This is a genomic window from bacterium SCSIO 12827, from assembly GCA_024397995.1.
Lineage (GTDB): Bacteria > Pseudomonadota > Alphaproteobacteria > Rhodospirillales > Casp-alpha2 > UBA1479.
This window is the reverse complement of sequence record CP073746.1, coordinates 3,553,027-3,579,827: the sequence shown is the minus strand read 5'-3', so window position 1 is coordinate 3,579,827 and position 26,801 is coordinate 3,553,027. Positions and strand designations below refer to the sequence as shown.

29 protein-coding genes and 1 tRNA gene are annotated in these 26,801 nt (G+C 63.3%); 9 read left to right on the top strand and 21 right to left on the bottom strand.

The features are described 5' to 3' along the window. Window positions 1-230: 230 nt before the first annotated feature. Together KFF05_16785 and KFF05_16780 are read left to right on the top strand one after the other, a co-directional pair. Window positions 231-1,409, top strand: coding sequence for an aminotransferase class V-fold PLP-dependent enzyme (locus KFF05_16785; protein ID UTW51530.1), 1,179 nt, complete (start codon window positions 231-233; stop codon window positions 1,407-1,409). A 45-nt stretch (window positions 1,410-1,454) separates the two neighbouring features. Next, window positions 1,455-2,666, top strand: coding sequence for a CoA transferase (locus KFF05_16780; protein ID UTW51529.1), 1,212 nt, complete (start codon window positions 1,455-1,457; stop codon window positions 2,664-2,666). On the opposite strand, the gene KFF05_16775 is transcribed toward KFF05_16780, so the two are convergent. Next, window positions 2,663-3,646: a trypsin-like peptidase domain-containing protein gene (locus tag KFF05_16775; GenBank protein ID UTW51528.1), complete on the bottom strand. Its 984-nt coding sequence runs from the start codon at window positions 3,644-3,646 to the stop codon at window positions 2,663-2,665. The genes KFF05_16780 and KFF05_16775 overlap by 4 nt on opposite strands. 80 nt (window positions 3,647-3,726) lie before the next feature. Between KFF05_16775 and KFF05_16770 the strand changes: the two genes are divergently transcribed. From KFF05_16770 to KFF05_16755, 4 genes are all read left to right on the top strand, one after another. Next, the gene (locus tag KFF05_16770; GenBank protein ID UTW51527.1) at window positions 3,727-4,209 is read left to right on the top strand and encodes a hypothetical protein; all 483 of its coding nucleotides are present in this window, start codon (window positions 3,727-3,729) and stop codon (window positions 4,207-4,209) included. Between the two features lie 160 nt (window positions 4,210-4,369). After that, window positions 4,370-4,636 (top strand): hypothetical protein, encoded by a 267-nt coding sequence (locus KFF05_16765; GenBank protein UTW51526.1) that lies wholly within the window; start codon window positions 4,370-4,372, stop codon window positions 4,634-4,636. 89 nt (window positions 4,637-4,725) lie between these two features. Beyond that, entirely contained in the window at window positions 4,726-5,583 is an 858-nt protein-coding gene (locus KFF05_16760) for a DUF692 domain-containing protein (GenBank protein UTW51525.1), read from the top strand. Then, entirely contained in the window at window positions 5,580-6,377 is a 798-nt protein-coding gene (locus tag KFF05_16755; protein ID UTW51524.1) for a putative DNA-binding domain-containing protein, read from the top strand. The genes KFF05_16760 and KFF05_16755 overlap by 4 nt, the downstream gene beginning before the upstream one ends. Before the next feature lie 22 nt (window positions 6,378-6,399). Here KFF05_16755 and KFF05_16750 read toward each other — a convergent pair. The 7 genes from KFF05_16750 to KFF05_16720 form a co-directional block, all read right to left on the bottom strand. Beyond that, window positions 6,400-6,476 (bottom strand) — tRNA-Arg (locus KFF05_16750). A 104-nt stretch (window positions 6,477-6,580) separates the two neighbouring features. Continuing rightward, the gene (locus KFF05_16745) at window positions 6,581-7,102 is read right to left on the bottom strand and encodes an acyloxyacyl hydrolase (protein ID UTW51523.1); all 522 of its coding nucleotides are present in this window, start codon (window positions 7,100-7,102) and stop codon (window positions 6,581-6,583) included. Window positions 7,103-7,204: 102 nt separating this feature from the next. Continuing rightward, window positions 7,205-8,158 carry a prolyl aminopeptidase gene (pip, locus tag KFF05_16740; protein UTW53767.1) on the bottom strand — a complete coding sequence of 318 codons (954 nt, stop codon included), beginning with the start codon at window positions 8,156-8,158 and terminating at the stop codon, window positions 7,205-7,207. 84 nt (window positions 8,159-8,242) lie between these two features. Further along, window positions 8,243-8,734, bottom strand: coding sequence for a YtoQ family protein (locus KFF05_16735; GenBank protein UTW51522.1), 492 nt, complete (start codon window positions 8,732-8,734; stop codon window positions 8,243-8,245). Window positions 8,735-8,765: 31 nt separating this feature from the next. After that, complete coding sequence (locus tag KFF05_16730) at window positions 8,766-9,620, bottom strand: DUF4743 domain-containing protein (GenBank protein UTW51521.1); 855 nt, start codon at window positions 9,618-9,620, stop codon at window positions 8,766-8,768. Window positions 9,621-9,641: 21 nt separating this feature from the next. After that, window positions 9,642-9,986, bottom strand: coding sequence for a hypothetical protein (locus tag KFF05_16725; GenBank protein ID UTW51520.1), 345 nt, complete (start codon window positions 9,984-9,986; stop codon window positions 9,642-9,644). A 267-nt stretch (window positions 9,987-10,253) separates the two neighbouring features. Next, window positions 10,254-10,634 carry a global cell cycle regulator GcrA-like protein gene (locus KFF05_16720; protein UTW51519.1) on the bottom strand — a complete coding sequence of 127 codons (381 nt, stop codon included), beginning with the start codon at window positions 10,632-10,634 and terminating at the stop codon, window positions 10,254-10,256. Between the two features lie 342 nt (window positions 10,635-10,976). On the opposite strand from KFF05_16720, the gene scpA reads away from it, so the two are divergent. Then, window positions 10,977-13,127, top strand: coding sequence for a methylmalonyl-CoA mutase (gene scpA, locus KFF05_16715; protein UTW51518.1), 2,151 nt, complete (start codon window positions 10,977-10,979; stop codon window positions 13,125-13,127). Window positions 13,128-13,420: 293 nt separating this feature from the next. Further along, window positions 13,421-13,900 carry a hypothetical protein gene (locus tag KFF05_16710; GenBank protein UTW51517.1) on the top strand — a complete coding sequence of 160 codons (480 nt, stop codon included), beginning with the start codon at window positions 13,421-13,423 and terminating at the stop codon, window positions 13,898-13,900. Window positions 13,901-13,918: 18 nt separating this feature from the next. On the opposite strand, the gene KFF05_16705 is transcribed toward KFF05_16710, so the two are convergent. The 6 genes from KFF05_16705 to KFF05_16680 form a co-directional block, all read right to left on the bottom strand. Beyond that, window positions 13,919-15,034 carry a hypothetical protein gene (locus KFF05_16705; GenBank protein UTW51516.1) on the bottom strand — a complete coding sequence of 372 codons (1,116 nt, stop codon included), beginning with the start codon at window positions 15,032-15,034 and terminating at the stop codon, window positions 13,919-13,921. 54 nt (window positions 15,035-15,088) lie between these two features. Beyond that, window positions 15,089-15,568: a gamma-glutamylcyclotransferase gene (locus tag KFF05_16700; GenBank protein ID UTW51515.1), complete on the bottom strand. Its 480-nt coding sequence runs from the start codon at window positions 15,566-15,568 to the stop codon at window positions 15,089-15,091. Window positions 15,569-15,593: 25 nt separating this feature from the next. Then, complete coding sequence (gene infC, locus KFF05_16695) at window positions 15,594-16,118, bottom strand: translation initiation factor IF-3 (protein UTW51514.1); 525 nt, start codon at window positions 16,116-16,118, stop codon at window positions 15,594-15,596. 123 nt (window positions 16,119-16,241) lie between these two features. Continuing rightward, entirely contained in the window at window positions 16,242-18,170 is a 1,929-nt protein-coding gene (thrS, locus tag KFF05_16690) for a threonine--tRNA ligase (protein ID UTW51513.1), read from the bottom strand. Between the two features lie 89 nt (window positions 18,171-18,259). Next, window positions 18,260-19,210 (bottom strand): glycosyltransferase family 9 protein, encoded by a 951-nt coding sequence (locus KFF05_16685; protein ID UTW53766.1) that lies wholly within the window; start codon window positions 19,208-19,210, stop codon window positions 18,260-18,262. A gap of 4 nt (window positions 19,211-19,214) precedes the next feature. Further along, complete coding sequence (locus KFF05_16680) at window positions 19,215-20,375, bottom strand: glycosyltransferase family 4 protein (protein UTW53765.1); 1,161 nt, start codon at window positions 20,373-20,375, stop codon at window positions 19,215-19,217. 81 nt (window positions 20,376-20,456) lie between these two features. Between KFF05_16680 and KFF05_16675 the strand changes: the two genes are divergently transcribed. Continuing rightward, window positions 20,457-21,242, top strand: a complete 786-nt coding sequence (locus tag KFF05_16675; GenBank protein ID UTW51512.1) for an alpha/beta hydrolase — start codon at window positions 20,457-20,459, stop codon at window positions 21,240-21,242. 517 nt (window positions 21,243-21,759) lie between these two features. Here KFF05_16675 and KFF05_16670 read toward each other — a convergent pair. The 7 genes from KFF05_16670 to KFF05_16640 all read right to left on the bottom strand — a co-directional run bounded on the left by KFF05_16670 (window position 21,760) and on the right by KFF05_16640 (window position 26,785). Further along, window positions 21,760-22,956: a lytic transglycosylase domain-containing protein gene (locus KFF05_16670; GenBank protein UTW51511.1), complete on the bottom strand. Its 1,197-nt coding sequence runs from the start codon at window positions 22,954-22,956 to the stop codon at window positions 21,760-21,762. Window positions 22,957-23,070: 114 nt separating this feature from the next. Further along, the gene (locus KFF05_16665) at window positions 23,071-23,757 is read right to left on the bottom strand and encodes a hypothetical protein (protein ID UTW53764.1); all 687 of its coding nucleotides are present in this window, start codon (window positions 23,755-23,757) and stop codon (window positions 23,071-23,073) included. 44 nt (window positions 23,758-23,801) lie between these two features. After that, complete coding sequence (locus tag KFF05_16660; GenBank protein ID UTW51510.1) at window positions 23,802-24,119, bottom strand: hypothetical protein; 318 nt, start codon at window positions 24,117-24,119, stop codon at window positions 23,802-23,804. Then, on the bottom strand, window positions 24,116-25,720 hold the full coding sequence (locus KFF05_16655; GenBank protein ID UTW53763.1) for a head-tail connector protein: 1,605 nt from the start codon (window positions 25,718-25,720) through the stop codon (window positions 24,116-24,118). Before KFF05_16655 ends, KFF05_16660 begins: the two co-directional genes overlap by 4 nt. A gap of 5 nt (window positions 25,721-25,725) precedes the next feature. After that, the gene (locus tag KFF05_16650) at window positions 25,726-25,950 is read right to left on the bottom strand and encodes a hypothetical protein (protein ID UTW51509.1); all 225 of its coding nucleotides are present in this window, start codon (window positions 25,948-25,950) and stop codon (window positions 25,726-25,728) included. A gap of 54 nt (window positions 25,951-26,004) precedes the next feature. Next, window positions 26,005-26,232 (bottom strand): hypothetical protein, encoded by a 228-nt coding sequence (locus tag KFF05_16645; GenBank protein ID UTW51508.1) that lies wholly within the window; start codon window positions 26,230-26,232, stop codon window positions 26,005-26,007. A gap of 94 nt (window positions 26,233-26,326) precedes the next feature. Then, a complete protein-coding gene (locus tag KFF05_16640; protein ID UTW51507.1) occupies window positions 26,327-26,785 on the bottom strand; it encodes a hypothetical protein in 459 nt (152 codons plus the stop codon). Window positions 26,786-26,801 lie beyond the last annotated feature (16 nt).

Below are 26,801 nucleotides of genomic sequence, written 5' to 3'. Positions count from 1 at the left end.
GTTTCGATGGCGGGAGTGTAGCAAATTGCATTCAAAATTCAATAAGGCAAATCATCTTGATTCGGAAAAAGGCTACTGAAAGTCCTATACCTCATTGTTTTTACGTAAATAATAACGAATTTTACCAGCTTTCAATTAATCCGGGTTGCCTGGGAAAAAAATGTATGCATAATTCCCAGGCCATCGCGCCCCCTGGCGCGAAAACCTGAATATAAAGAGGACATCCGATCATGACTGTGCGCCGCGGCCGCCATTTCCTGCAGATTCCGGGCCCCTCCAACACGCCCGATCGCATCCTTCGTGCCATGGACTACCCGGTGATGGACCATCGCGGTCCCGATTTCGCCGACCTGGGTCTGTCCTGCATCGCCGGCATGAAGAAGGTGTTCAAGACGGAAAAGTGCGAGGTCGTGATCTATCCGGCCTCCGGCACGGGTGCCTGGGAAGCGGCGCTCGCCAATACCATGTCCCAGGGCGATCGGGTGCTGATGTACGAAACCGGTCAGTTCGCTACCCTGTGGAAGAACCTGGCGCTGCGCCTTGGCCTGGTGCCCGAATTCATCGACGGCGACTGGCGCCACGGCGTTGACGCCGCCGTCATTGAAAAGCGGTTGAACGAGGATAAGGACCACGAGATTAAGGCCGTCTGCATGGTCCATAACGAAACGTCGACCGGCGTGACCTCGCGGGTCAAGCTGGTGCGCGAAGCCATGGACCGCACGGGGCATCCGGCCCTGTTCATGGTCGACACGATCTCGGGTCTGGCCTCTGCCGATTTCCGCCAGGACGAATGGGGCGTCGACGTCACCATCGCCGGTTCGCAGAAGGGCCTGATGCTGCCGCCGGGGCTCAGCTTCAACTGCGTGTCGGAAAAGGCGCAGGAAGTGTCCAAGTCCTCGTCCCTGCCCAAGTCCTATTGGGCCTGGGATGAAATGATCAAGATGAACAAGACCGGCTACTTCCCCTACACGCCGGCGACCAACCTGCTTTACGGCCTCAAGGAAGCCATCGCCATGCTGATGGAGGAAGGACTCGACAACGTGTTCGCCCGCCACGACCGCATGGCCGAAGCGACCCGCCGCGCTGTCCGCGCCTGGGGCCTGGAGGTTCTGTGCCAGGAACCCAAGGAATATTCCCCCGTACTGACCGCCGTGGTCATGCCCGAGGGCCACAGCGCCGACAACTTCCGCAAGGTGACCTTGGAAAACTTCGACATGTCGCTTGGCAACGGGCTCAACAAGATCGCCGACAAGGTGTTCCGCATCGGCCATTTGGGCGACTTCAACGAATTGATGCTCATGGGCACGCTGTCGGGTGTGGAGATGGGCCTGGAGTTGGCCAAGGTGCCGTTTGAAAAGGGCGGCGTTGATGCCGCCATGGCCTATCTGGTCAATCCGCAGGCCCGCTGACGGCAAGACGACTGACGACGATAAGAAGAAACGGAAGGAAATCCCATGGCACGAGGTGACGGGCCGCTCGGCGGCATGAAGGTCTTGGATCTGACCCATGTGATGGCCGGGCCGACCTGTGCCCTGATGCTGGCCGACATGGGGGCCGACGTGATCAAGGTGGAAAAGGTGCCGGGCGGCGACGACACGCGCCGCGCGGCACCGCCCAAGATCGGGGGTGAAGCCGCCGCCTTCCTGGTCATGAACCGGGGCAAGCGGTCGGTTGCCGTCGACCTCAAGACCCCGGGCGGTCAGGCTGCCGTGCGGCGCATGGCGCTCGAGGCCGATGTGCTGCTGGAAAACTACCGCCAGGGGACCTTGGCCAAGCTGGGCCTGGATTACGAAACCTTGAAAAAGGAAAACCCCAAGCTGGTGTGGTGTTCGATCTCCGGCTTCGGGCAGACGGGGCCTTACGCGGAACGCGGGGGGGTTGATCTGATCGCCCAGGGCATGTCGGGGCTCATGCACATCACCGGCGAGGGCCCGGGCCGCCCGCCCTGCAAGGTCGGCTCGCCGATCACCGACATCACCGCCGGCCTGCTGGCGGCCATGGGGGTGTCCGCGGCCTATGCCCATGCGGTCAAGACCGGCCAGGGCCAGGTCGTCGACACGTCGCTGTTCGAGGCGGGGATCATCCATACCTATTGGCAATCGGCGATCGCCTTCGCGACCGGGGAATCCCCTGCCGCCATGGGCTCGGCCCATCCCTTGAACGCGCCCTATCAGGCGTTTGAAACCGCCGACGGCTGGATCACCTGCGGCGCCGCCAACCAGCGGACATGGGAGCGCCTGCTTGAAGCCCTCGACAATCCCGAGATCGCCAATGATCCCCGGTTCACGGACAACACCGGGCGGATGGCGAACCGTCAGGCGCTCGAAGACGTGCTGACGCCGATCTTCAAATCGAAACCGTCCGCCGACTGGCTCGCCAAGTTCGATGCGGTGGGCCTGCCCGCCGGCCCGGTCCTCGACATCACGCAGATGCACGCCGACCCGCACGCCATCGCCCGCGACATGATCGTCGAGGTCCCGCATAAGACCCTCGGCGCGGCCAAGGCGCTGGGCATGCCGGTGAAGTTTTCCGGAACACCCGCGAAGACGGACCAGGGTGCGCCCGTCTATGGCCAGCACACGCGCGAAGTTTTGGCGGAATACGGCTATGGCGCGGATGAGATCCAGGCCTTGATCGACGAAGGGGCGGTGATTGCCGCCGACTAGGGCAGGGGCTTTAAGGTCAAGGTAATTTCCCGAATCTCTCCACCGCGCTGTACGGTCAGGACGATGGCGTCCCCCGCGTGATGGCGGAACAAGGACGCGCGAACCTGCCCCGGTGACGTAACGGGCCTGCCGTCGACTTTTGTGATGATATCTCCGGCATCGATTCCGGCCGTGAAGGCGGGGCCGCCCGGTGTCACTTCAACGACTGCAACGCCGCCGGTCCGTTCTTGCTGCAGGGCGGATAGGGGCCCAGTCTCCATCCCCGCCGTCGCCGCCATCACCTTGCCGTGGGCGACAAGGTCATCGACGACCCGCGCGACCAGGGTCCTGGACGCCGCGAAGTTGACGCCGATGTTGGCATCGGACCCTTGCGCAAAAATCGCAGAAACCAAACCGACCAAGCGGCCCTGGCCGTCGACCAATGCGCCGCCCGATCCGCCCGGGTTGACCGCCGCGTCGGTTTGGATGAAATCCTCGATCTCGTTGAACCCGGCATTGGCCCGGCCGACGGCCGAGACGACGCCGCAGGACACGGAAATCCCCCGCCCGAACGGATTGCCGATGGCGCAGGCCGGTTCGGCCAGGTTCGGTTCGGGCCCCGGTTCGGCCACGGGAAGGTCGATGGGGGCTTTCAGAAGGGCGATGTCCGTCGCCTTGTGGCGGCCGACGATCTCGGTGGTAACGGTGCGCCCATCGGAAAGGCGAATGCGGACGCTGATGGCGTTGCCCAACACATGATCGTTGGTCACGACATAGCCGCCGGGTAGAACGGCGACGCCGGAGCCCTCCGGGGCGATGCGTCCATCGGTGCTTTTCGGCGCGAAGCCGGGCCGCACGCCTTGCCAACTCGGCAACACGACGACCACGGACTGTGCCGCCTTGGCCACGGCGGCGGGATCGATGCCGTCGGCTGCTCCCATGCGGGGGGCCAAAGCAAGGGTTGCCGCCAGGGCGGAAGGAATGAGAAAACGTGCGCTCATGCCTTCGTCTTTACCATGATGCGAAGCGGCCTGCCGACCTCTATATTGACGGGTCACGACTTGGGAGGACGTCCGACACAATGAAATTCGCACGCACCATCCGGCTCGACGCCTCGGATCAGAACGTGTTCGATATTCCGGCGGAACCGGGTGAATGGGCTGTCGCCGGTACTTTTGAATTCGCCGATGGCGATCCGTCTTCCTGGACCAATAAACAGCAGCTGGCGTTCAAAAGCGGTTGGCTCGGCCTCGGCAGTTTCGGGCGCTCGACCTTCGTGCAGGTCGCGGTGCTGCCCGACGGCCAGGTCGAGGACGCGGTGCGTGCCCTGGCGGGGCATCTGTTCGAACGTTACGGTGCGCCCGACATGATGGCGGCCCTCGACGCGGCCCGGGGCGAATGCCGCGACATGGCCGACCTGTGCGACCATCCGGCGGGCACCTTGCTTGCCATCGAACGGGACCTGACGGACGAAGGCATCGCCGAACGCGTGCGCGTCATTCCCGCCAAGGGTGAGGGTCAGCATGCCCGCATCTGGGGTGTGGCGGGGGACGATCCGGCCTGAACGGCTCACGGCTTTCGCCGGTTTTCTGTTCAACCCTCTCTCACACCCTTGTGATGCCGTGCGACGTCAACGTTACGCCCGCTATCCGCATGCACGGGTACACTCCCCATCGACCGGACATGAGAGCCGGATCAGAGGCTTCATCAAAGGAGAGTACCCAATGTCGATCCAGAAAAAGACCGCCGGCGCCACCCTGGCCACTGCCGCCGCCGCCCTGTTCATCGCCGGTGCCGCCATGACGGTCGCCCCGACCGCGGCCCAGGCCGATGGCGTCAAATGCATGGGCGCGAATTCCTGCAAGGGCCACGGTTCCTGCAAGACCGCGTCAAACGAATGCAAGGGCCACAACGCCTGCAAGGGCAAGGGCTGGATTTCCACCAGCTCGGAAAAGGAATGCATGGAAAAGGGCGGCACGGTTGCCAAGTAACGGTATCCAGCCCCTTACCCAACACGACGGATTGCGGGGGGCCGGAGGAATCCGGCCCCTCGATCCCGTTTCGCGCTAGGCTTCATTCCATGACTCTCTGCCAGGATCCCTTTGGCGGTTTCGGGCTCGGCCTGCGGCCGCAGCATTTCCCGGACATTCTCGGCCCTGACGGGGACGATGACCTGGGGCATGTCGACTGGTTCGAAATCATCTCGGAAAACTTCATGGCCGTGGGGGGCATGCCGCTGCGCAACCTGATGGCCGTGCGCGAACGCCGCCCCATGGCCATGCACGGGGTGTCTCTGTCGATCGGGGCCCCCGATCCCTTGAATGACGACTACCTCAAGAATCTCAAATCGCTGGCCGATCTGATCGACCCGGCGGTCGTTTCCGACCATCTGTGTTGGACCGGGGCCCACGGCGTCAATCTGCATGATCTGCTGCCCCTGCCCTTGACCGAGGAAACCCTGACCCATGTGGCGGCGCGGGTCATCCATGTGCAGGATATCCTGGGACGGCGCATCGCCCTTGAAAACGCATCGACCTATGTCACCTTCACGTCCGACACCATGGACGAATGGGAATTCCTGGCGGAGCTGACGCGGCGGGCCGATTGCGACCTGCTGCTCGACATCAACAATGTCTATGTCTCGGCCTTCAACCACGGGTTCGACGCCGCCGATTATCTGGCTGGTATTCCCAAGGACCGGGTGCGCCAGATCCATCTGGCCGGGCATGAGCACAACGGCGATCATATCGTCGATACCCACGACGCGCCGGTGGCCGATCCGGTGTGGGATTTGTACCGCCGCGCGGTCCGCCGCTTCGGCGCGGTGCCGACGATGATCGAGCGCGACGCCAACATCCCGCCCTTTGCCGACCTGGTGGAAGAACTGGGTGCCGCGCGCCGTCTGGCGGCCGAAGCCCTGGGCGAGGCTGCGGCATGACCGTGCCCCTGTTCGAACTCCAGAACTTGTTCCAGGATCGGCTGCTGACCGGACGCACGGATATCGAAGCGCATCTGACCTCGGGCGGCCCGTTCCTCAAGGTCTATGACCATGCCTACGTGGCGCGCTTGTTGGAAGTGATGGTCGAGGATTTCCCCGCCGTGCACACCTTGCTCGGCGATGACGCATTCGCCGACGCGGCGGCGGCCTATGTGCGGGGCCATCCGTCGACCGCGCGATCCGTGCGCTGGCTGGGCGGCGGCTTTGCGAACTGGCTGGGCGAAACCGCGCCCTGGTCGGATCTGCCGGTGGTGGCCGACATGGCGGCTTTCGAATGGGGGCTGGGCCTGGCATTCGATGCGTCCGACGCGGATGCCCTTGGGGTCGCGGCGCTGGCCGCCGTGCCGCCGGAAGCCTGGCCGATCCTGACCTTCGATTTCCATCCCGCGCTGAACACGGCGGTCCTTCACCATGACGTCGCCCCGTTCCAACAGGCCGTGGCCCGGGACCAGGATCCGGACGCCGCCCCCGAAGCGATCCCGGACGGCCCGCAGACCTGGGCCTTCTGGCGCGACGGGGAAACCTGTCAGGTGCGCTACCGCGCGCTCGATACGGACGAAGCGTCAGGGCTCGCCCTGCTGCGCGCGGGCGGCGATTTCCAGACGTTCTGTGAAACCCTTGCGGGGTTCGGCGATGAGGACGCGGCCGCCTTGCGGGCGGCCGGGTTCCTACGCGGCTGGATCGAGGTGGGCTGGATCACCGGCCTGTCCGCGCCGGGTTTGAGCTGGGCCTGACCGGAAAGTCGGGCCGGGCGGCTGGTGACCCCGGCAGGATTTGAACCTGCGACCCCAGGATTAGGAATCCTGTGCTCTATCCGACTGAGCTACGGGGCCCTGTCGCCAGCTGCCTGACGCGCGATCATGCGCGCCCGTCTATACCACAGGTTTCCGTGCCGATTCCAAGATTTGCTGGCGGGGATGGTGGGGCGGCGGACGGCCTATTTGAACATGCTCTTGATGCGGTCCATGGACACGGAATAGTTCAGCATGACCGATTCCACGCCGGGATTGCCGTCGCCCAGGCCCGCGTTCGATGAATGGTCGATGGAAATGCCGATGCGGGACCGATCGTCGAAGCGGTAGGCAAGTTCCAGCCGGGAGCGGAATTCAAGTTCATGTCCCAGGTCCAGGTTCGACGTGGCGCCCCGCCAGTAGGTCGGCGAGAACTGAGGCGTCAGCACGAAGCGCCGCCCGAGGTAGATGTCGACCAGCACGCCGGCCCCGATGAACGACGAATTATTGGTCGCATAGGCGGCGGTCAGGAACGGTTTGAAGATCCAGAATTTGTTGCCGAACCGGTAATCGAGGCGGATTTCCGCATCCTCTTCCCGGTTGCGCAGGATATCGAATTTGCCGACCGCAAGGGTCAGGAAGTCGGGGTCGTCGGCGGCCCGTGCCGCGCCGGGTGGCAATACCGTCACGGCGGCAAGCAATGCCGGAACGATCAATTTCTTGAACATGTTGGCTTTTCCCCGATAAGGCCCGGTTATCGGGCCCGCCCCTTTGGCCTGCATCTTAAGGGATCAGCCTGATCTTTCAAGCCGTTACGCATGGGAACGAGGTTAGACCGCGTCGAGCCGCCGAAAGCCGTCCATGGCTTTGACCAGGGACGAGCGGATGCCCGGCTCCATGGCCGAGTGGCCGGCGTCGGGCACGATGACGTAGTCGGCGTCGGGCCAGGCCTGCGCCAGTTCGTCCGCCGTGACGATCGGGCAGACCATGTCATAGCGGCCCTGCACGATGGCGCAGGGCAGATGGGTGATGCGCCCGATGTTGGCGAGCAGGTGGTTTTCCGCCATGAACACGTCGTTGACGAAGTAATGGGCCTCAAGCCGGGCCAGGGACAGGGCACCGCGCCCGGACCCGCCGCCGCCGCCACTGTGATGCAGGGTTGAGCAGGCGGATTCGAACTGGCTCCAGACCTCGGCCGCCGGTCGGTGGATGTCCGGGTCGGGGTCGTTCAGGCGTTTGTGGTAGGCGGTCAGGATATCGCCCCGTTCGTTTTCGGGCAGATATCCCGAGAACCGGCGCCAGGCTTCGGGGTACACCCGCTTCATGTCGTAGAGGAACCAGTCGACCTCCGACTGGCGGCCGAGGAAGATGCCGCGCAGCGCGAAGCCCCGGCATCGGTCCGGGTGGGCGATGCCGTAGGCCAGCGCCAGGGTCGACCCCCAGGAGCCGCCGAACACGAACCATTTGTCGATGTCGAGCTGGCGGCGCAGAGCCTCCATGTCGTCAATCAGGTCCTGGGTCGTGTTGTTGCGCGTTTCACCGAAGGGGGTGGATCGTCCGGCCCCCCGCTGGTCGAACACGACGATGCGGTAATGATCAGGGTCGAAGAACCGGCGGTGCGACGGGTTGGAGCCGGCCCCCGGCCCGCCGTGCAGAAAGACCACCGGCACGCCGGTCGGATTGCCCGACTGTTCCCAATAGATGCGATGCCCGCCGGAAACGTCCAGATGGCCCTGGGCATGGGGTTCGATCCGGGGATAGAGGTCCGGCGACGGGCGGTTCAAGGCGGTGTTGGATTTATCCAATGTTCGTTGGCCGGTTCGGGTTTTCAAAGGCCCCCAAGGGGCGGTTGCGGGCGCGGGCCCTCGTTAATTAAGTTGGCCGGAGATCGCGTATTTCAACAGGCGCACGACCTGTTCGGGCGTTTCCGCCGTTGCCATGGCGGCGCCGTTCACTTCCTTCAACGCGTGGGTCAGGGACGGGTCATGCAGCGTGATCATCGGCGTCCCAAGGGCGGCGGCATATCCGGCGTCGAAGGCGGCGTTCCATTGTTTGTACTTGTCACCGAAGCGCACGACAACAACGTCGGCGCGTTCCATCAGGGTACGGGTGCGGATGGCGTTGACCTTGGCGCCCTTGTGGTCTTTCCAGAAGGGGTCGGGCTCATCACCCAGAATGGCCACGCCGCAATCGTCGCTCGACGCATGGTCGGTCACCGGGCCGACGAATTCGATGGGCAGGCCTGCCTCGGCGGCGCCGGCGGCGATCCGGTCGCGCCAGTCGGTATGAATTTCGCCGGACAGATAAACAGTCCAGGGCGTATCGTCGCTGAACGGGCGGTTGTTCGCTTGGTTGCTCACTGGGTCGTTCCCTTCGTTTTCTGATTTTCGGTCAGCGCAGGGCCGTGTGCAGGCCCCGTTGAATCTCAAGGTAATCGGAATGATCGGGTCCGATAAACCCCCGGCGGATTAAAAAGTCGATGACGACGACCCCGCAGTTGAATTTGAAATCTTCGCTCTCGCGCACAGTGTCCATGACCTGGTCCATGGACCACAAGTAGAATTCCTCGACCTCGCCGTCCGTGTTGTGCGGCACGAAGTCGGCCGGAAGCTCCAGGTCGTAGTTGAACAACACGTCGCGGCGCAGGCCCTCGGGCCGCTCCGTGCAGTAGGACATGGCCCCGATGGGCTTGGCCCGGCGGGCGATGTCGTCGGGAATTCCGGCTTCCTCGACACATTCCTTGATCAGATTATCCATGACGCTAATCCCGGCGGGCAGGCCGCCGGCGACAAGCTGATCCAGCTTGCCGGGCCCTGTCGGCTTGGTCATCGAGCGCTTCCCGACCCACATCTTCAGCCGGTCGCCGTCTCGCACGAACCCGTTCAGGTGCACACCGTAGCCCAAGGTCCCGAATAGGGGCACGGCCGCGCGCTCCATCTGGAACAGGGGCGGGGTCCCCCAGTCTTCGCAAACGGCATAGGGCTCGTTGCGCCAGCCGGGGATCAGGTCCCGTGATCGCAGTTCGGCCAGGACCTCTGCCATGGCGGCGGTGCGCGACGCCGCATCGCCCAGGTCCGGGGCCAGGGCGACGGCGGTCTCGGAAACTTGAAAGACCGCACTGAAATCCGCGAGATGGGGAATGAAATCCCGGTGGATCAGGCCGACCCGCCTGCGGTCCGCGATGAAGGGCCGATAGGCCGACGGTTCCCAGGCCTGCAGGGCGCGGACACGCTCCAGATAGCTCATGCGGATGTCCCGCCCAAAAGGTTAGGCATGGGCGTCACCTTGCTTTTCGGTGACCAGAACGGCCTCGACGCAGAATTGGCGGCGCAGTTCCTGGGCAATGAGCCGGGCCTGTTCCGCGTCCGCATCTTCAAGATGAACCTCAACGATCAAGCCTTCCTTCGGCGTGGATGTGCGGCTGGCGTGGATGCGCCCGGGGATCAGGCCGCGCTTGGCGAAAACCTCGACCACGCGGGGCAGGGTGCCCGGATCGGCCAGGGCCTGTACGGAAAAGCATTGCGTCGGCTGGGCCTTGCGTTTGTGTCGCGCACGGGGGGCCGGGGAAAAAGCGGGGGAATGCGGGGCGTGCCCGCGGTCTTGGGTCCGCATCGGAAAATCCTTTGGTGTGGGGGAAGCCGGTCACGGCGAATCAGAAAAGGCCCGGTCCTCGATTACGAGGCCGGGACGATAATTCGCCGGATGGTTCCGGTCACACGGAGGGGCGATGCAATCCTCATGCCCTGATGATAGTCCGCCCGCCTTAAAATTCAAGGCGGGCGGCAAAAAGCGCGGAAAAGTGATTACCCGGGCAGGGGGGCATGATCAGATATGGGTGATCAGGCGGCGGCGACCTTGCGGCCGTCCTTGGTGATGCGCCTAGGCGGCAGCCACCTTGCGGCCGTCTTTAGTGATGCGAATATAGGCCTTGGCGCAATGGGTGCGGCAATAAGGTTTGCCGTCCAGGGCTTCCTCGCCGCAGAAATGGAAATCCGGATCATTGGGCTCGCCCACGGGCCAGCTGCACATGCCGGGCCGCAACTTCGCCATGGTCACGAGGTTCTCGTTGACCTGGGGCTGGTCGGGCCGTTCCTTGATGGGCGATCCACGCTTGGCCAGACCGAGACGATGAACCTTGCCGATCACCGCGTTCTTGGTAATGCCGAGGCGGCGGCCGATTTCGCTGGTCGGCAATCCCTCGTCCCATAGGGCGATCAGGGCGTTGACCCGTTGGGGCGTCCATTCGTACGTCGTTTGCATGTACCCTTGCCTCCCGCTTTTCGGCCCGATGTCGCATCGCGGCCGAAATCCAAATTTCTTGCCCCTGGAACGGATATTTGCGGGTCATACCGGCCCGAAATGCCCATTTTTGCCCGAAAATCAGGCTGGAACGCGTTAATAATTACAAGATTTCGCCTGACCGTCAACTAGCTCCACCACATATAGTTATCCACAATACATGTTGTGTTGTTGATAAAAACATAAACTAGAGAGGATTTCTGCGACGCAGATGCAAAAAAATTCCTTTGTCGGGCGAAGGGGGCGGTATAATCGGGGGGAGCCGAAGGGGGATTTTGGCGGGACCATCAGGAGTGACAAAAAATGGCTGTCGATAAGAACGGCATGGACGAATGGGCGGCGGCCGCCGCCAAGGAACTGAAGGGCAAATCCCCCGACGATCTGATTTGGCAGACGCCGGAAGGCATCGCGGTGAAGCCGCTTTATACGGCGGCGGACCTGGAGGGGCTGGAACACATTGATTCCCTGCCCGGCATGGCACCCTATCTGCGCGGCCCGCGCGCCACCATGTACGCCAACCGGCCCTGGACCATCCGCCAGTACGCGGGCTTTTCCACGGCCGAAGATTCCAACAAGTTCTATCGCGACAATCTGGCCGCCGGGCAAAAGGGCCTGTCAGTGGCCTTCGACCTGGCGACCCACCGGGGATATGATTCAGATCATCCGCGCGTGGTCGGCGATGTCGGCAAGGCCGGGGTGGCGATCGACAGTGTCGAGGACATGAAAATCCTGTTCGACGGGATCCCGCTCGACGAGATGTCTGTCTCCATGACCATGAACGGCGCCGTGCTGCCCGTGCTGGCGGGCTACATCGTTGCCGCCGAGGAACAGGGCGTGGCGCCGGAAAAGCTGTCGGGCACCATCCAGAACGATATTCTCAAAGAATTCATGGTGCGCAACACCTACATCTATCCGCCGACGCCTTCCATGCGCATCGTCGCCGACATCATTGAATACACGGCGCTCAACATGCCGCGCTTCAATTCGATTTCGATCTCCGGCTATCACATGCAGGAAGCGGGGGCGACGGCGGTGCAGGAACTGGCCTTCACCCTGGCCGACGGCCTGGAATACGTGCGCGCGGCCAAGAACAAGGGGCTGGACGTAGATAAGTTCGCGCCGCGTCTGTCGTTCTTCTTCGCCATCGGCATGAATTTCTTCATGGAGGTCGCCAAGCTGAGGGCCGCACGTCTGTTGTGGTCGGAACTGATGGCGCAGTTCGAGCCGAAGGACCCCCGGTCCTCCACGCTGCGCACCCACTGCCAGACCTCGGGCGTGTCGCTGACGGCGCGGGATCCCTACAACAACGTGATCCGCACCACCATCGAATGCATGGCGGCGGTATTGGGCGGCACGCAGAGTCTGCACACCAATGCGCTCGACGAAGCGATCGCGCTTCCGACCCCGTTCTCCGCCCGTATCGCCCGCAACACGCAGCTCATCGTGGCCGAAGAAACGGGCATCCCGCAGGTCATTGACCCGCTTGCCGGCAGTTATTACGTGGAAAGCCTCACGGCCTCCCTGGCCCAGGCGGCGCGGGAACTGATTGCCCAGGTCGAAGATCTCGGCGGCATGACCAGGGCCGTGGAAGAGGGCATGCCCAAGAAGGTGATCGAGGAAGCCGCCGCGCGCAAGCAGGCGCGAGTCGACCGTGGCGAGGAAGTCGTCGTCGGGGTCAACAAGTACGCCCGCGCGGACGAGGACGATCTTGATATTCTGGACGTCGATAACGCGGCTGTTCGCGAAAGCCAGATCAAGCGCCTCGATACCATCCGCAACACCCGTGACGCTGCCGCCTGTCAGACGGCGCTCGACGTCCTGACCCGGGCCGCCGAAAGCGGCGAGGGCAACCTGTTGGAACTGGCCGTCGACGCGACGCGCAAGCGCGCCACCGTGGGCGAGATTTCCGACGCCCTGGAAAAGGTCTACACCCGCCACCGGGCGCAAATCCGCTCGATCTCAGGCGTCTACGGCGCGGCCTATGAAGGCGACGCCGGGTTCGACAAGATCAGGAAGGACGTCGCCGCCTTCGCCGAGGCCGAAGGCCGCCGCCCGCGCATGCTGGTCGTCAAGATGGGGCAGGACGGCCACGACCGGGGGGCCAAGGTGATCGCCACGGCCTTCGCCGACATCGGCTTCGACGTCGACGTTGGCCCCCTGTTCCAGACCCCCGACGAGGCCGCCCGCCAGGCCATCGAAAATGACGTGCATGTGATCGGCGTCTCGTCCCAGGCCGCCGGCCACAAGACCCTGGTGCCGTCCCTGATCGACGAGTTGAAGGCCCAGGGGGCAGAGGACATTCTGGTCGTCTGCGGCGGCGTGATCCCGGCCCAGGATTATGATTTCCTGAAGGCCAAGGGGGTTGCCGCGATCTACGGCCCGGGCACCAACATCCCGACCGCCGCCGCCGAGATCATGGAAATCATCCGCACCAGACCTCTTGCTGCTGAATAATCAGGCGGCCGTATCGGGGGCCTGAAACGCAAAATGAAAAGCCCGCCCCGGGATCGTTCTCGGGGCGGGCTTTCATATGTTTGGTGCGGCGGCGGTAGGCCTTGGCCGACTGTATCTTCTGCTGTCGCAGGGTCCGCACAACCCGGGCCACCGGGTTCCGCCGCACCGGCGCCTTGCGTTTCATGGCGGGGCTTCCTTGTCGGTGGGGGACGGGCAGAGGACATAGGCTGATTGTACGGCAAAGGCAACGCATCCGCCTTGATGGTGCCGCAAAGTCGGGTACAATTCTGAAGATGAAAATAATCATTATTGCAATCATCGCGATAACGGCGCTGATCGCCATGCCCATATCTTCATCGGCTGGCGGCAATCCGGTCGAACGTCCGGATGCGGATGCCATTATAAAGGCGTGCTGGGATGCAACTTTGGAGCAGCGATCTAGTCCGAGCACCGGCCGTATCTATGACGGAATACTCGATTCTGTCCAATGCCTGGAAGATCGCATCGTCGACCAGTTCAAGGTTTTTAGCCCTAATCTGACGTTGTACCTCGCGCCGGAAGATAAACGCCCCACGGTCGAAAAAGTCAGAGAGAAGTTGCGCGAAATTAGCGCTTCCGCAGGTGCATTGTATTGGTGGATTTATAATGAAAACCCTGGCTGCAAGCCGCACTGCGGTACGATGTATTATACGTTCCATTTGAGCGAAACGGCGGCGATATACGAAAAGATGTTGAAGACCATTGTGGCGCAACGGATAGAGTATGAGTTCTAGTACTTCTCCGCTTGTTCGTCATGGCATGGAAAATGATTTGGCCCGCGCTATCCAGCCAGGGTTCGCAGGGAATTCCGGCAAGCCGCGCATGAATGCCTCCCGCGTGCGCACAATTTCATTGTTCACATCCTTCAATTTTCCCCGTCTGATGGCCTTGGCCAGGGCGGAACGCGTTTTGGGGCCGATATTTCCGTCGTAGTAAGTGCCACCGCTTTTGTCATACGACCGCAAATCCGTTCCAAGATGCTTGTCGAGCGCCTGTTGAAGCCATCTTCCGGCCCGCACCGGGCTGTGCTGCACACCGGCATCATAGACGTGGCGCAGCAGGCGTATATCCATGCCGGGAATGGCCGCCATCTTGTCCAACTTGGGCAGATCGAAATAGTCATGACGGTAAATTCCGTCGATCTGCTCATCCGTTAGGTTCTTGGTGTCTTTCGGCAGCTTCCACTGCGGGTATTTGGCCCTGATGCCGTCGAGGGTTTTCTGCGAAACCCCTTTCATCGTCGGGCCGCCCCGGTCGGCGCTTTTCGGTCGATTTGCGTAGCCGCCCTCGATCCGCTTGGTGTGGGCGAGAAGGTCGTTGAAGGTCTGATTCCGCCCGTCGTTGACGGGCCAAGTCGGTGCCGCCGTGGGCGGTGGCGGAGATGCTGGCTTAATCTGCACGCCATGCGGGATGCTGCTCTGGGTTATGGAGATCGTCTCTGTTTCTGTCTCTGTATCCGGGCGCGGCGGCTTCATCTTGCCGAACGACACGGCCCGCTGGCTGAGAATCTCCGTCGGTCCCCAGGGTTTGGCGATACCGTCGATTTGCAGTCCGCCGCCGGACAAGTCGTTGAGGCGTTCCTGCCCCTTCTCGATCCCGCGCAGAAAACCTTCGTCCGCGTCCTGCGTGGGAGCGGGCAGGAGGCCGTTTTCGGCAAGAAAATTGGAGGCGTGGAACACGTCCTCGGGCTGGTTGGCCTGACCATGGCCGACGCCTTCGGTCAGGAAGGATTGTCCGAACCCGCCGAACCCGTCCGTGCCGCCGCGCCCAGGCAGGCCGGGCCTTGCATCATCAGGGCCCGTCGCCGTCGTCTCGACCGGGGTTTGGGCATTGGGCAGGTCTTTGGGGCCACCGGTGGTTCCACCCATGGGGTTGTCTCCTTTGTGATGAAATTGGGAAGCGGTCGCGCGCGGAAACCGCGATCAGGGGCGGCGTGAATCCCGCAGGCGGGTGATCCAGTCGGATTCATTTCGCCGCAACGCCCCCGCCCGTATGGCTGTCATGTGGGTGTTGGCTGATTTGAGAGTGAGGGTCTTGCGCCGCCGCTGCCAAGCGTGGAGGGACCAGTCGCGGGCGCTTAACCGGACGTCCGCCACGGGTAGGAAGGTCCAGGCACGGCGGGGCGTGCCGTCTTCGGTCGTCACGGTCAGAGAGGTGGCGGTGTATTGCGGGCCTTCGTACAGGCTGGCCCTGGCCGCCATAACTGGGCTGATGTCCCCGACCAGCAGGCCGCTGACCTGGCTGTTCCTGGACAGTGCGATGGCGGGATAGCCTTGTCCCGCGACGGTACGGCGGTGGTATCCATCAAGCACGGCGGAAACCCCCGTCGGCAGCCGTCCGCCAAGGACGACCGCCTGCAGGTCAGAATCCATCAAGGTTCCGTAGAAAAAGAAGGACAGCATGCGCCGTTCCTTCCATCCGAGGGAATTACCGGGGTGCGATTACCATGGTCATGAGGCGGCCTTCGGTCCGGGGAAACTGTTCGACCTTGGCCTGTTCGTCGACTTCGACGCGCACACGGTCCAACACCTTCATGCCCAGATCCTGGTGCGCCATTTCGCGGCCCCGGAAGCGGATGGTCATCTTGACCTTGTCGCCGTTGTCCAGGAACTTGCGCACGGCTTTCATCTTGGTCTGGTAATCGTGCTCGTCGATGCCCGGGCGCATCTTGATCTCTTTGACCTCGATGACCTTCTGCTTCTTGCGGGCTTCGTTGGCTTTCTTCTGGGCTTCGTACTTGAACTTGCCGTAATCCAGAATTTTGCACACGGGCGGGTCGGCGTTAGGCGAGACCTCGACCAGGTCAAGACCTACCTCGCCGGCCATTTCGATGGCTTCCTTGGTGGAAACGACACCAACCATTTCACCATCGGCGTCAACCAGCCGCACTTGGGCGACATCAATATCTTCGTTAATCCGCGGACCGTCCTTGGACGGCGGCGTCTGTTGCATGGGGCGGCGTGCTATTGCCTTGCTCCTCAATCGGTTTCGACAAACGGGGGTGTTGCGGTCAAATTACCCCGCTCCGGCGGAACGTGAACGCAAATCGTTGTTTATGATTTTAAGGGGGGCGGCCTATCGACCGGCCCCGGCGCCCAACGGCCCCGCCGCTTCGGTCACTAATGTATCTATCGCCTGTTCAAGCGCAAGGATTTCTTGATCCTTGCCGCCCAGACGCCGAATGGCGACCGTGCCCGCTTCGGCCTCTTTGGCGCCCACGACCATGATCACCGGCACCTTGGCATGGCTGTGCTCGCGGATTTTGTAGTTGATCTTTTCGTTGCGGGTATCGATTTCAACCCGCAATCCCGCCTTCCGGCAGGCCTTGGCGACCTGTGCGGCATAGGCATCGGACTCGTTGGTGATCGTCGCCACGGTCACCTGATGGGGCGCTAGCCACAGCGGGAATCGCCCGGCATAGTTCTCGATCAGGATGCCGATGAAGCGCTCGAACGAGCCCAAAATCGCTCGGTGCAGCATCACTGGGCGGTGTTTGGCGCCGTCTTCGGCGATGTAATGGGCGTCCAGGCGTTCCGGCAGCACGAAATCGACCTGCAGGGTGCCGCATTGCCAGTCGCGGCCGATGGCGTCGCGCAGCACGAATTCCAGCTTGGGTCCGTAGAACGCCCCTTCGCCCGGGTTGAGGACCGGGTCGTGGCCGGCGGCCTTGGTCGCGTCCAACAGGGCCTTTTCCGCGCGGTCCCAGGTATCGTCCGACCCGGCGCGAACGTCCGGCCGGTCGGAAAACTTGATGACGAATTCATCGAAACCGAAGTCCTTGTAGACCGAGGACAGTAGGTCGATGAAGATCTTGGTCTCGGCTTCGATCTGGTCCGGGCGGCAGAAGATATGGGCGTCGTCCTGGGTGAAGGCGCGCACGCGCATCAGGCCGTGCAGCGCGCCCGACGGCTCGTTGCGGTGGCAGGATCCGAATTCGGCCATGCGCAGCGGCAGATCGCGGTAACTGGTGATGCCCTGTTTGAAGATCTGCACATGGCAGGGGCAGTTCATCGGCTTGATGGCCAAAAGTTTATCTTCGGACTCGGAGATAAACATGTTCTCGCGGAATTTCTCCCAATGGCCGGAATCTTCCCACAGGGTGCGGTCGACCAGTTGGGGTGTGTTGACCTCGACATAGCCGGCGTCGTCCAGGCGCGTCCGCATGTAATTCTGGCACAGGCGATAGAGCGTCCAGCCCTTGGGATGCCAGAAGGCCGAGCCGGGGGCTTCTTCCTGCATATGGAACAGGTCCATTTCCCGGCCAAGCCGCCGGTGGTCGCGCTTTTCCGCTTCCTCCAGCATGTGCAGATAGGCCTTCAGGTCCTTTTCGTTGAACCAGCAGGTGCCGTAAATCCGCTGCAGCATCTCGTTGCGGTGGTCGCCCCGCCAATAGGCGCCGGCCACCTTCATCAGCTTGAAGGCATGGCCGACCCGGCTTGTCGACGGCAAATGGGGGCCGCGGCACAGGTCCAGCCAGTCGCCTTGGCGGTAGATGCTGATCTCCTCGCTGTCGGGCAGGTCCTGGATGATCTCGGCCTTGTACTTTTCGCCGATTTTCTTGAAGTGATGGATGGCGTCTTCGCGGTTCCAAACTTCGCGGACGAAGGCGGTATCGCGGTCGACGATCTCGTGCATCTTCTGCTCCATCTTCTCCAGATCGTCGGAGGAGAAGGGCTCGTCCCGCGCGAAGTCGTAATAGAAACCGTTTTCGATCGTCGGGCCGATGGTCACCTGGGTGCCGGGGTAAAGCTCCTGCACGGCTTCGGCCAGCACATGGGCGCAGTCGTGGCGCAGCAGCTCAAGCGCATCCGCGTCCTTCGACGTGACGATGGCCAAGTTGACATCGCTTTTGATGGTCGTCGACAGGTCCTTCATCTCGCCGTCGATACGCACGGCCAGCGCGGCCTTGGCCAGGCCGGGGCCGATGTCGGCGGCGACGTCCAGACCCGTGACCGGGCCGTCGAATTGGCGGACGCTGCCGTCCGGAAGGGTAATGGCAACCATGATGATGCTCGGGCCGTTTGAAAAAGCGTTCGGATAGGGGGGGGAATGTAGGCCGTGGCCCCCGTGTGTCAAGCGTTCACGGGCCGCAATCAGGACGGGGACGGGATCGGCAGGACCTTCAGCACATCCGCAAGCGCCAGCTCGGACAGGCGGGCCGCGCGCAGGATCGCCACCTGGTGCCCCCGCTGGGCGCAAAGGGCCGGGTCACTGGCATGGGAATAGAGCACCACCGTGGGCGCGCCCGCGATGGCGGCCATGTGCATCGGCCCCGTGTCGTTGCCGACGGCCAGCGCCGCCCGGCGGGCAAGCGCTGCCAGGTCCAGCAAGGATGTTTTGCCGCAGAGGCTTCGTGCCCCCGGCGCGGCGGTCAGGATGGTGTCGTGCAGGGCCCGCTCGTCCGCGCCGCCGATCAGCAGGGGTGTCATGCCATGATCTGACAGATGGCGGGCCAGGGCGGCAAAGCGGTCGGCGGGCCAGCGCTTGTCCGGCCGGTGTGCGGCGCCGCCGGGCACGATCAGGGCGAAGGGATCGGGCAGGGCGAAGCGGGACAAATCCGTTTCGGCGAAGGACAGGTCGGAGGCCGGAACCGACGGAATACCGGCCATGGCAAGCTGGTCCGCCTGGCGCTCCACCGTATGCATCCGGTCGCGGTTCGGATTGGCGTGGGGATGGGAGCAGCCGCGGGCGATGCCGGACCATTCCGGTCTTGCCCTGGCCGGGAACAGACGGAAATAGAACGATGAGCGGTCCGAGGTCTGCAGATCGTAGACCCGCGCATATCCTCCTTGGATCAGGTCGCGGCGCAGGGCGCACACGGCGCCCAACTGATGCCACTTCATGCGCGGCCGCGCGATGACGCGGTCGAACAGGCAGGAGGCCACGGCCAGTTCTTCAAAAGAGGGGGTGGTCAGAAGATCGACGCGAACATCCGAGTGATGGTCACGGATCGCCTGCATGGGACCTAGCGCCTGCACGAAATCGCCGAGCGCGCCCAGCTTGATGACCAGGATATTTTCGGGAGGGGACAGGGGCGCGGCCATGGCGTCAGGCAGACGGGCGGACGCCCAGAACCTCGTCATAGACGTCCAGCGTCTTGGCGCACATGGTGGCCTTGGAGAAATTGTCGCGGACGTTGGCGATGGCCTTACCGGCCAGGGTGCTGCGCTGGGCGCTGTCGAGCGAGAGCACCTTTTCGATGGCGGTGGCGAGCGCATCGGCGTCGCCCGGTGGCACCAGCCAGCCGGTCACGCCGGGAATTACGGTTTCCTTGGCACCGCCGTGGTCGGTCGCGATCACCGGGCGACCGAGGGCCTGGGCCTCAGCGATCACACGGCCGAAGGCTTCCGGGTCGGTCGAGGCGGAAATCACCACGTCCGTCAGCATGTAGGCGGCGGGCATATCGTCGCAATGATCAACCAGACGCACGACCTCGTTCAGGCCACGGGCTGCGATCATGGATTCCAGTTCAGCGCGGTAGCCCTCGCGCCCCTGGTCGCCGCCGACGAGCAGACAGCGGATGTCGCGGCGATTCAATTTGCCAAGAGCATCAATAACCACCGGCTGGCCCTTCCACCGCGTCAGGCGCCCGGGCAGCATGATCACCGGCATGCCGTCGGGCAGCATCCAGTCGGTGGCCAAGTTGACCACCCGCTGGGCCGTAACCTTGGCCGGATCGAAGCGGTCCAGATCAACGCCGCGGTGAATGACGCGAATCTTGTTGGACGGCACGCCGTAAAGCTGGCGGATGTGCCCCGCGATGAACTGGCTGATGGCGATCACGCGTTCGCCCCGGGTCATGACGGAATTATAGACCCGCTTCAGATGATTGCTGGCCCCATAGGTGCCGTGGAAGGTGGTGACGAAATGAGCCCCGGTCCGCTTGGCCGCAGCCCGCGCACTCCACGCGGGGGCGCGGGATCGGGCATGGACGATATCGACTTTTTCGTCGCGAATGACTTGGGCTAGGCGATCGATGTTACGCCAGATGGTGAGCGGGTTCTTGGAATCCAAGGGCAGCTCGACATGCTCCGCGCCAACGCGCGCAAGATCATGGACCAGGGGGCCCCCGGCCGAAGCGACCAGGGCGCGACCGCCGGCCTGCACCACCGCGCCCGCGATTTCAACGGTGCCGCGCTCGACCCCGCCGGCAGCACCCAGCGCCGGCAGAATCTGCAGCACGGTCGCCAGGCGGCCTTCGCCCGTCATCCCTTGGGCGGATTGTGCGCGTTCGCTTTCACCGCCGCCGGTGGTATGTTCCGGCATCTTGTTCATGGATGGAAACCGATCATGTCTTCAGGCCCAGACGTTGCACCCGACACTCCGCCGCAATTCCTGGAATGTGGTGACGGCAGGACTATTGCCTACCATCAAATGGCTGGCAAGTCTCCCGGCGTTGTCTTCCTGACCGGCTTCAAATCCGACATGACGGGGGGCAAGGCGCTTGCAATAGAGGCCTATTGCCGCACCCAAGGCCGGGCTTTCCTGCGCTTTGACTACACCGGTCACGGGCAGTCTTCCGGGGTTTTCGAGGAAGGCTCGATCGGCCAGTGGGCCGACGACGCGGTCACGGCACTCGATAAATTGACCACGGGCGATCAGGTTCTGGTCGGCTCGTCCATGGGCGGCTGGATCATGCTTTTGACGGCCCTCGCGCGAAAACCGCGAAGCCGGGGTCTGCTGGGTCTTGCCGCCGCCCCCGACTTCACCCGTGAGCTTTTGTGGGACGCGTTCACCGACGACCAGAAGGCGCAGATGGAACGGGACGGCTACGTGGACTTGCCGAATTGTTATGACGACCAGCAGCCTTACCGCATCTGCAAGCCCTTGATCGACGACGGCTGGAGCCGTCTTCTCTTGGACAGTTCCATCGACCTGGACATCCCCGTGCGCCTGATCCACGGACTGATGGACGACGACGTGCCCTGGCGGACCGCCCTGCGCATTCAGGAACGGCTCGTCTCCGACGACGTCGAGGTGCAACTGGTCAAGAACGGTGGCCACCGCCTGTCCGAAGATCACGACCTGGACCGCATGACGCGGACGTTGGAGGCGCTGCTGAAGGGCCTGCGTTAGAACGGACGCCCCGGCCTCCTGCGCTGCCGGCCACCTTGAACAGGCCAGAATTCCGGCGACACATCAAGGATGCGTTTTCGGTTTCTGATGTCGCTCGCCGCCCTTGCCGCTGTCGTTCTGCCGCTTCGCGCCATGGCGGAACAGGGTGTTGCCGAAGGCGGCGCAGCCCTTGCAACTGTTTAAGGTGCTGGGTATTCCCGCCGCCGAGTAATCCGTCGCACAATGCGCCACGCGGGATAAAGAAGAAGGACCGACGGAGGAAGGACATAAGATGCAAATTGCGTCCAGTTCAAATCGCATGAGTATTGCACCGTGCCGCCGGAGTTCGGATTGAGTGCCAGAAGCCCATTCGAGCCCGTGACAAACTCGCACAGACCTCGAGGTTCGGTGCCATCAGATGCTGCGAGAATTAAGAAGACAGGAATGGCCGCAATCGCCACGGAACAAACCAGTGCGAGGATGATGCTGCCCGCTTCCCGGCTGATCCTCAACGCGGTCGTCCTTTCCCTACCTATCCCTACTTAGCCCACGGTTTTTCCCGATAAATCCGACCAACGTAGGCGCCAAAGTCGTTGACGTTCTCTCGACCTGTCAAGTTCCAAACGGATGCAATTTTCGCAGGTGTCGGATTGACGATCCGATCACTTATCCGCTTGATCAAGGTTACGCCGACCCGGATGTTGGTGGCAGGATCATGCGTGGATATTGCGTCAATTCCAAGGCCGGTCCAGATGCTCGGGTTGATGTTCATCGGCAAGATCGTCTTTGCGGCGCCGAGTCCTTCGGCAGTCTTCGCTAACCCGAAATAGTGGCCTCTTGCATTTTCCGCGAAAATGATCGCCTTCGCAAGATCGGGATCAACGCCCTGTTTTCTCGCCTCTTTGTTTAAGAGTTCCTCGTAATTCAGCACAGAGGTCTTCCCAACACTTGGAGATGCATACCAGGGGTCACTGCCATCGGCCTTAGGATTGTCACGAACTTCAAAAATTGCGGGTTTGTTGGTGATAATCACGTCAATCCGTTCGTTCGCCATGTTTACAATTGGTCGCGCTGTGGCTTCCCGTTTCGATGCAGGATTATTGGTGTGAAGTGGACGATCCGACACCAACATCCCTTTGTTTTCCTGAGATGTTCCCCGTGCCAGCATCTCCTGCGGCGTGTCTGCGCTAAGGTCAATTCGGGCGCTGATACTTGGTTCGGACGGACGGTTGCCGGGGGCGATCGTCGCCTGAAGCGTGCGGGCCGTCTCCGCCTGTTGCGCCGGCGAGCGGTCCGACGTACCGGCGGCGGTCACGGGATTGGACGCGGGATCGGGCCCTGAGGCAGGCATCTTCATCCTGCCCGAGGTCACGGCCCGCTGGCTGAGCATTTCCGTGGGGCCCCAGGGTTTGGCGATGCCGTCGACGAACAGGCCGCCGTCGGCCAGGCCGCTGAGGCGTACCTGCCCCTGCTCGATCCCGCGCAGAAAGCTCTCGCCGGCGTCCCGCGTGGGCGCGGGCAGGAGGCTGTTGGCGGCGAGGAAGCTGGATGCCTGGAACACGTCTTCCGACCGGTTGGTCTGACCGCGGCCGACGGAATCGGTCAGGAACGAGCGGCCGAAACCGCCGAACCCGTCCGTGCCGCCGACCCCGGGCAGGCCGTCGTTGCCGCACGATGTTTCGGCGTCGCCGCCGCGCGGGGGCGGCGGCAGGGAGACACGTTCGAATTCGCCCATGAGGGGTTTTCTTCTTGCCATAAACACAAAAAGCCGGGGCGCCGGCGCCTGAAGGGAGCACAGGCAGCCGGCGCCCCGTCCCGAGAATGAGGGGGTGCGGCGGAGGGAACGCGCTCACCCCTCGTCGGGATACAGATCCTCGAAGCCGCGGCGGACCTCGGCGGCGAAGGCCGTGTCGTGATCGCGCCAGTAGCGGGGATCCTGCATCATGCGGCGAAGCTGCGATTCTGATCGGCCGGACGGCGCGGGCGCCGCACCCGAAAGCAGTTGCGGTTCACCGTCCTGCATCATCCGATGCAGGGTCAGAACGCCGTCATAGGAATTGCAGAGCGCCTCGAACACCGGTGCCGGCAGGTTGGCCTGACCCCAGGCGTCGATCTGCGCCGCGGCCGTCTGCCAGCGATCGGCGCCGCCGAAATGCTCGGTCAGGCGGCGGCGCTGTTCGCCCTGCACCGTTTCCGCCGCCAGGTCACGGACCAAAGGGGCGAGCTTCTCCGCCGCCAGGTCATAGACAAGTTGCGCCTGGGCCTGGGTGAACCCGGCGTCCATCAGCCGGGCGTTGATTTCCGGGTCGGCGGTCAACCCTTCCATGGCGGGCTCGATCCGGTAGCCCGCCGGATCATCGGGGACGGTGTCCCCGGCAGCGGCTCCCAGCCGCCGTTCCAGTGCGGCGTAAGAGCGGGCCAGGTCGTCGACCCGCACCTCACCCGCCTCCGCATCCCAGAACTTGGGCGGCAGATAGTCGGGCGCCGTCGCCGCTTCAGGCGTTTCGGCACCGCCGCCGTCCATGGGCTGCAGCATTTCCACCGACGCGTCGGGCGCTGCGGGCAGAGGTTGGGGATCGGTCATGCGTTGTCTCCTTTCTGGGCGGGGGAAGGATCAGGGCCGGCGCGGCCCAAATCGATGAGATGAGACAGGTGGCGGATCAATTGGCGTTGGCCTTCTAGATGGCGAAGTGCCGCGTCGTTCGCGTCGGGGCCGAGAGCGCGGTCCAGGGTAAGTCCCTTCAGGTAGGCCAGCAGTGCCACGCCATCGGCGCCGCGAAAGCATCTGGCCGCCAGCTGGGCGGTGCGGTCGCCTTCCATCGCCGTGGTCCTGTCCATGGTGGGCGTGGCAAGATCTTCAGGTCGCCAAGGCCATTCGACTTCAGGGGCGATCATCATGCGCTCCCCGTTGTCGGGGAAGACGGCAGTGTCACGCCCAAGGCTGACGCAAGCGCGGCAAGTCCGCCGCCTCCGTCACCGGTTGCCCCCGGCGGTATATCGTCGGCCGGGAGTGGGGTTGCCGGTTCAATCCTTCTGTCGAGGTCTCTCAGTATTTTAGACGGTACGCCGAAAGCCGCGGCAAGGACCTGCGCCGCCTGCGGGACATCGATGATAGCCAGTGCCTGCGGCCCCAGACGTGCCAGACCGTCAAGGAACGCCAAGGTCGCTTGAACGTCCTGCTGCGCCTGATGACGGGCGAGGGGCGATTTGTATTCCAGATCGATGGTCTGGCCGTCGATGCGAAGGGCCGGCACTTCGCCCCGGCGGATCAGGATCGACAGCCCCCGCGTCACCAATGGCGTCAAAAGTTCCGATTGAAGCCGTCCATACGTCGCGCCCAGAAGGCGGGAAATTTCGGCGACGCGCTCCAGAACTTCCGTCGCGGTCATGCGCGGTCCCTCGATCTGCCCAAGGCGGTCGGCCAGTAGGGCGCGACGGATGCCCGCCCGCAAATCCTGCAGCACGACCTGGGACAGGTCGAACCGGCCCGGTGCCTCCAAGGGCTTCAGGCCTGCCGAGCCCACAGCCTTGGGAATGATGGTGCCCGGCGTCAGACGAATGTTGGCCGGGTTCAACACGCCGTCGTCGTCCGCCTGCCAGATGCCGGTGACGGCGATGGATGCATTCTTCAGGACCAGTTCGACCACCTTGTTAGCGGTCTTGATGTCGGGCAACGTCTTCATCACCGGCGAGCGCCCGTAGATTTCGCCGGGCGCCTTGAGCCAGCGGAAATTGATGAAGGGTGAGCGTTCGAACCGACCGGTCTTCAACACCGTCACTGCCTGATCGCCCGTCGTTCCCTCGCCGGGATCGATCAACGCCATGTACTCGAAGCTACCCTTGGTCGGGGTCAGGGCTTCGAGAATATCCGCCGACGGCTCCTCCCCGTTACCTGGCTTGCGGGCCTTCAAGGCGTCGGGCAGCTTGGCCTTTGGGAATCGTTCGACGATCTGCGCGCGGGTCAGGCGGCTGGTGCGGAATGTCGTGTCCAGGCGGCCGGAGGCGTCTTCCTCGAACGCGACCTGGCTTAGTGGAACGGCGGTAAAGCGGAAGGCCGAGGGCTCGCCCGGTGGTGCGGCTTCGAACATTAGGCTCGCCGTGCCTGCCGTGACCAGATCCAGATAGCACTGGTGCATTTCAACCGCGAAGTTGGAGCGGTCGAAATGGGATTGGAGGGTCTGTGCCGCCGTTTCCAATTCCTGGGACAGGCCGGCGCGCTGGGTGTCCTCGACTTTTGTGCCCGGCATCAGGCCGAACCACCGCGCCCAGGGTGGCGTAAGCTGCGCCAACAGGCTGGCCGCCAATTGATCGACGGCGTCGGGTGCCGTGCCGTCGAACAGGCGGTCGGTCTTGCGGCTGGCCCCCTGGGTGCGGCCCAAGGCTGTTTCCCGCTGTGGCAAGGCGAAGTCGAAACATTCCTGCCACAGAGGCTCCCAGGTTGCGCGCCGGTCCCGAGCCCGTCGATACCGGGCCATCACCGCTTCGGGCGTGAGTTCCATCATGGTCATTCTCCCAACTTGGTCTTGGCACCGACTTGGTCGGCCCCGGCGTTGTTCGGTCGCGCGTCCAACAGACCACGGCGCGACGTGGTGATCAGGCCGGCGCGGCCGCGGCGCTGACGCTCCAGGCGTTCCAGACGGCGTTCGCGCTCGCCTTCTTCTGGATCGGGCGGTGGTGGGGGCGGCGGCGGCGCGGGTGGCAATTTGGGCGAACTGAAGATTCCTCCCATGGCGGGGGCTCCTTTATCTTGCGTTTCGGTGAAGCTGGAGATCAGGGCCGGTAATCAGATGTTGTCCGGGTCGGCGGCGGAGACGGCGTCTTCTGCCGCCTTGATCAGGCGGGCGAGGTCGTCCGTTTCACCGGTATCCGGGCCGGACCCTTCGGCCCAGGTGAGCAACTTCGCCCCGGCGTCGAGGTGCGCCAGCGCCGCTTTGCAGGCGGCCTGATGGCCGGCGAAGCCCTTGGCGTCATCGGGGGCGGGCTGGGCAGCGAAGGCGGCATAATCAGCCATCGCCTTGCGCATCAATTTCGGGAGCCGTCGCTTGACGGCGGTGCGGATTGTTCGCAACGGGGGGGTGGTTCCCATTGGGAGCTGTGCCAACCGACTATTTGCCGAATAAATTAAGCCCCTTCGGGCCGATGCCGGCCGTCAGGATGTCGGAAAATCCGCCGAGCAAGGTTGCGCGCGGCTTGCTGAGCAGGCTGGAACGCTGGGCGGCGGCGCTGGAATTGATGCCATCGATGCGCAGCTTGTTCAGGCTGCCGGTGTCGGCGATAGCCTCGTCGACCTGGCGAGCCAAACCGGACAAAAGACTCGATGCCGATCCGCTGCTGGCGTTGATGCCACTGCCGGAGAAGCGCGCGCGCTGTGCGGCCTGGGCTTGGCGCAGCTGTTCGCGCCGCTTTTTGGTTTCAATCTCCTGTTGTTGGTTGATTTGTGCGACCTGCTGCCGGCGCTGCGTTTCGACCTGCGCCGCCTGCTGTTTCGCGGCGGCCTGCTGCTGCACGGCCGAAAGCCCCGTGCTGATGGCCGTGGTCAAGGCAAGGGTTGCGAACTCTGCCATTGAGTGGGTCTCCTTG

Excerpts from the sequence above, each read along its gene's own strand:
- KFF05_16675 (UTW51512.1), top strand. The coding sequence starts at position 20,457 with ATGTCTTCAGGCCCAGACGTTGCACCCGACACTCCGCCGCAATTCCTG.
- infC (UTW51514.1), bottom strand. The coding sequence starts at position 16,118 with ATGCAACAGACGCCGCCGTCCAAGGACGGTCCGCGGATTAACGAAGAT.
- KFF05_16720 (UTW51519.1), bottom strand. The coding sequence starts at position 10,634 with ATGCAAACGACGTACGAATGGACGCCCCAACGGGTCAACGCCCTGATC.
- KFF05_16660 (UTW51510.1), bottom strand. The coding sequence starts at position 24,119 with ATGATGATCGCCCCTGAAGTCGAATGGCCTTGGCGACCTGAAGATCTT.
- KFF05_16665 (UTW53764.1), bottom strand. The coding sequence starts at position 23,757 with ATGCTGCAGCCCATGGACGGCGGCGGTGCCGAAACGCCTGAAGCGGCG.
- KFF05_16785 (UTW51530.1), top strand. The coding sequence starts at position 231 with ATGACTGTGCGCCGCGGCCGCCATTTCCTGCAGATTCCGGGCCCCTCC.
- KFF05_16645 (UTW51508.1), bottom strand. The coding sequence starts at position 26,232 with ATGGCTGATTATGCCGCCTTCGCTGCCCAGCCCGCCCCCGATGACGCC.
- KFF05_16700 (UTW51515.1), bottom strand. The coding sequence starts at position 15,568 with ATGCTGTCCTTCTTTTTCTACGGAACCTTGATGGATTCTGACCTGCAG.
- KFF05_16760 (UTW51525.1), top strand. The coding sequence starts at position 4,726 with ATGACTCTCTGCCAGGATCCCTTTGGCGGTTTCGGGCTCGGCCTGCGG.
- KFF05_16655 (UTW53763.1), bottom strand. The coding sequence starts at position 25,720 with ATGGAACTCACGCCCGAAGCGGTGATGGCCCGGTATCGACGGGCTCGG.
- KFF05_16755 (UTW51524.1), top strand. The coding sequence starts at position 5,580 with ATGACCGTGCCCCTGTTCGAACTCCAGAACTTGTTCCAGGATCGGCTG.
- KFF05_16640 (UTW51507.1), bottom strand. The coding sequence starts at position 26,785 with ATGGCAGAGTTCGCAACCCTTGCCTTGACCACGGCCATCAGCACGGGG.
- KFF05_16650 (UTW51509.1), bottom strand. The coding sequence starts at position 25,950 with ATGGGAGGAATCTTCAGTTCGCCCAAATTGCCACCCGCGCCGCCGCCG.
- KFF05_16770 (UTW51527.1), top strand. The coding sequence starts at position 3,727 with ATGAAATTCGCACGCACCATCCGGCTCGACGCCTCGGATCAGAACGTG.
- KFF05_16730 (UTW51521.1), bottom strand. The coding sequence starts at position 9,620 with ATGAGCTATCTGGAGCGTGTCCGCGCCCTGCAGGCCTGGGAACCGTCG.
- KFF05_16710 (UTW51517.1), top strand. The coding sequence starts at position 13,421 with ATGAAAATAATCATTATTGCAATCATCGCGATAACGGCGCTGATCGCC.
- KFF05_16780 (UTW51529.1), top strand. The coding sequence starts at position 1,455 with ATGGCACGAGGTGACGGGCCGCTCGGCGGCATGAAGGTCTTGGATCTG.
- KFF05_16670 (UTW51511.1), bottom strand. The coding sequence starts at position 22,956 with ATGGGCGAATTCGAACGTGTCTCCCTGCCGCCGCCCCCGCGCGGCGGC.
- KFF05_16725 (UTW51520.1), bottom strand. The coding sequence starts at position 9,986 with ATGCGGACCCAAGACCGCGGGCACGCCCCGCATTCCCCCGCTTTTTCC.
- KFF05_16685 (UTW53766.1), bottom strand. The coding sequence starts at position 19,210 with ATGGCCGCGCCCCTGTCCCCTCCCGAAAATATCCTGGTCATCAAGCTG.
- thrS (UTW51513.1), bottom strand. The coding sequence starts at position 18,170 with ATGGTTGCCATTACCCTTCCGGACGGCAGCGTCCGCCAATTCGACGGC.
- KFF05_16680 (UTW53765.1), bottom strand. The coding sequence starts at position 20,375 with ATGACGGGCGAAGGCCGCCTGGCGACCGTGCTGCAGATTCTGCCGGCG.
- scpA (UTW51518.1), top strand. The coding sequence starts at position 10,977 with ATGGCTGTCGATAAGAACGGCATGGACGAATGGGCGGCGGCCGCCGCC.
- KFF05_16765 (UTW51526.1), top strand. The coding sequence starts at position 4,370 with ATGTCGATCCAGAAAAAGACCGCCGGCGCCACCCTGGCCACTGCCGCC.
- KFF05_16775 (UTW51528.1), bottom strand. The coding sequence starts at position 3,646 with ATGAGCGCACGTTTTCTCATTCCTTCCGCCCTGGCGGCAACCCTTGCT.
- KFF05_16745 (UTW51523.1), bottom strand. The coding sequence starts at position 7,102 with ATGTTCAAGAAATTGATCGTTCCGGCATTGCTTGCCGCCGTGACGGTA.
- KFF05_16705 (UTW51516.1), bottom strand. The coding sequence starts at position 15,034 with ATGGGTGGAACCACCGGTGGCCCCAAAGACCTGCCCAATGCCCAAACC.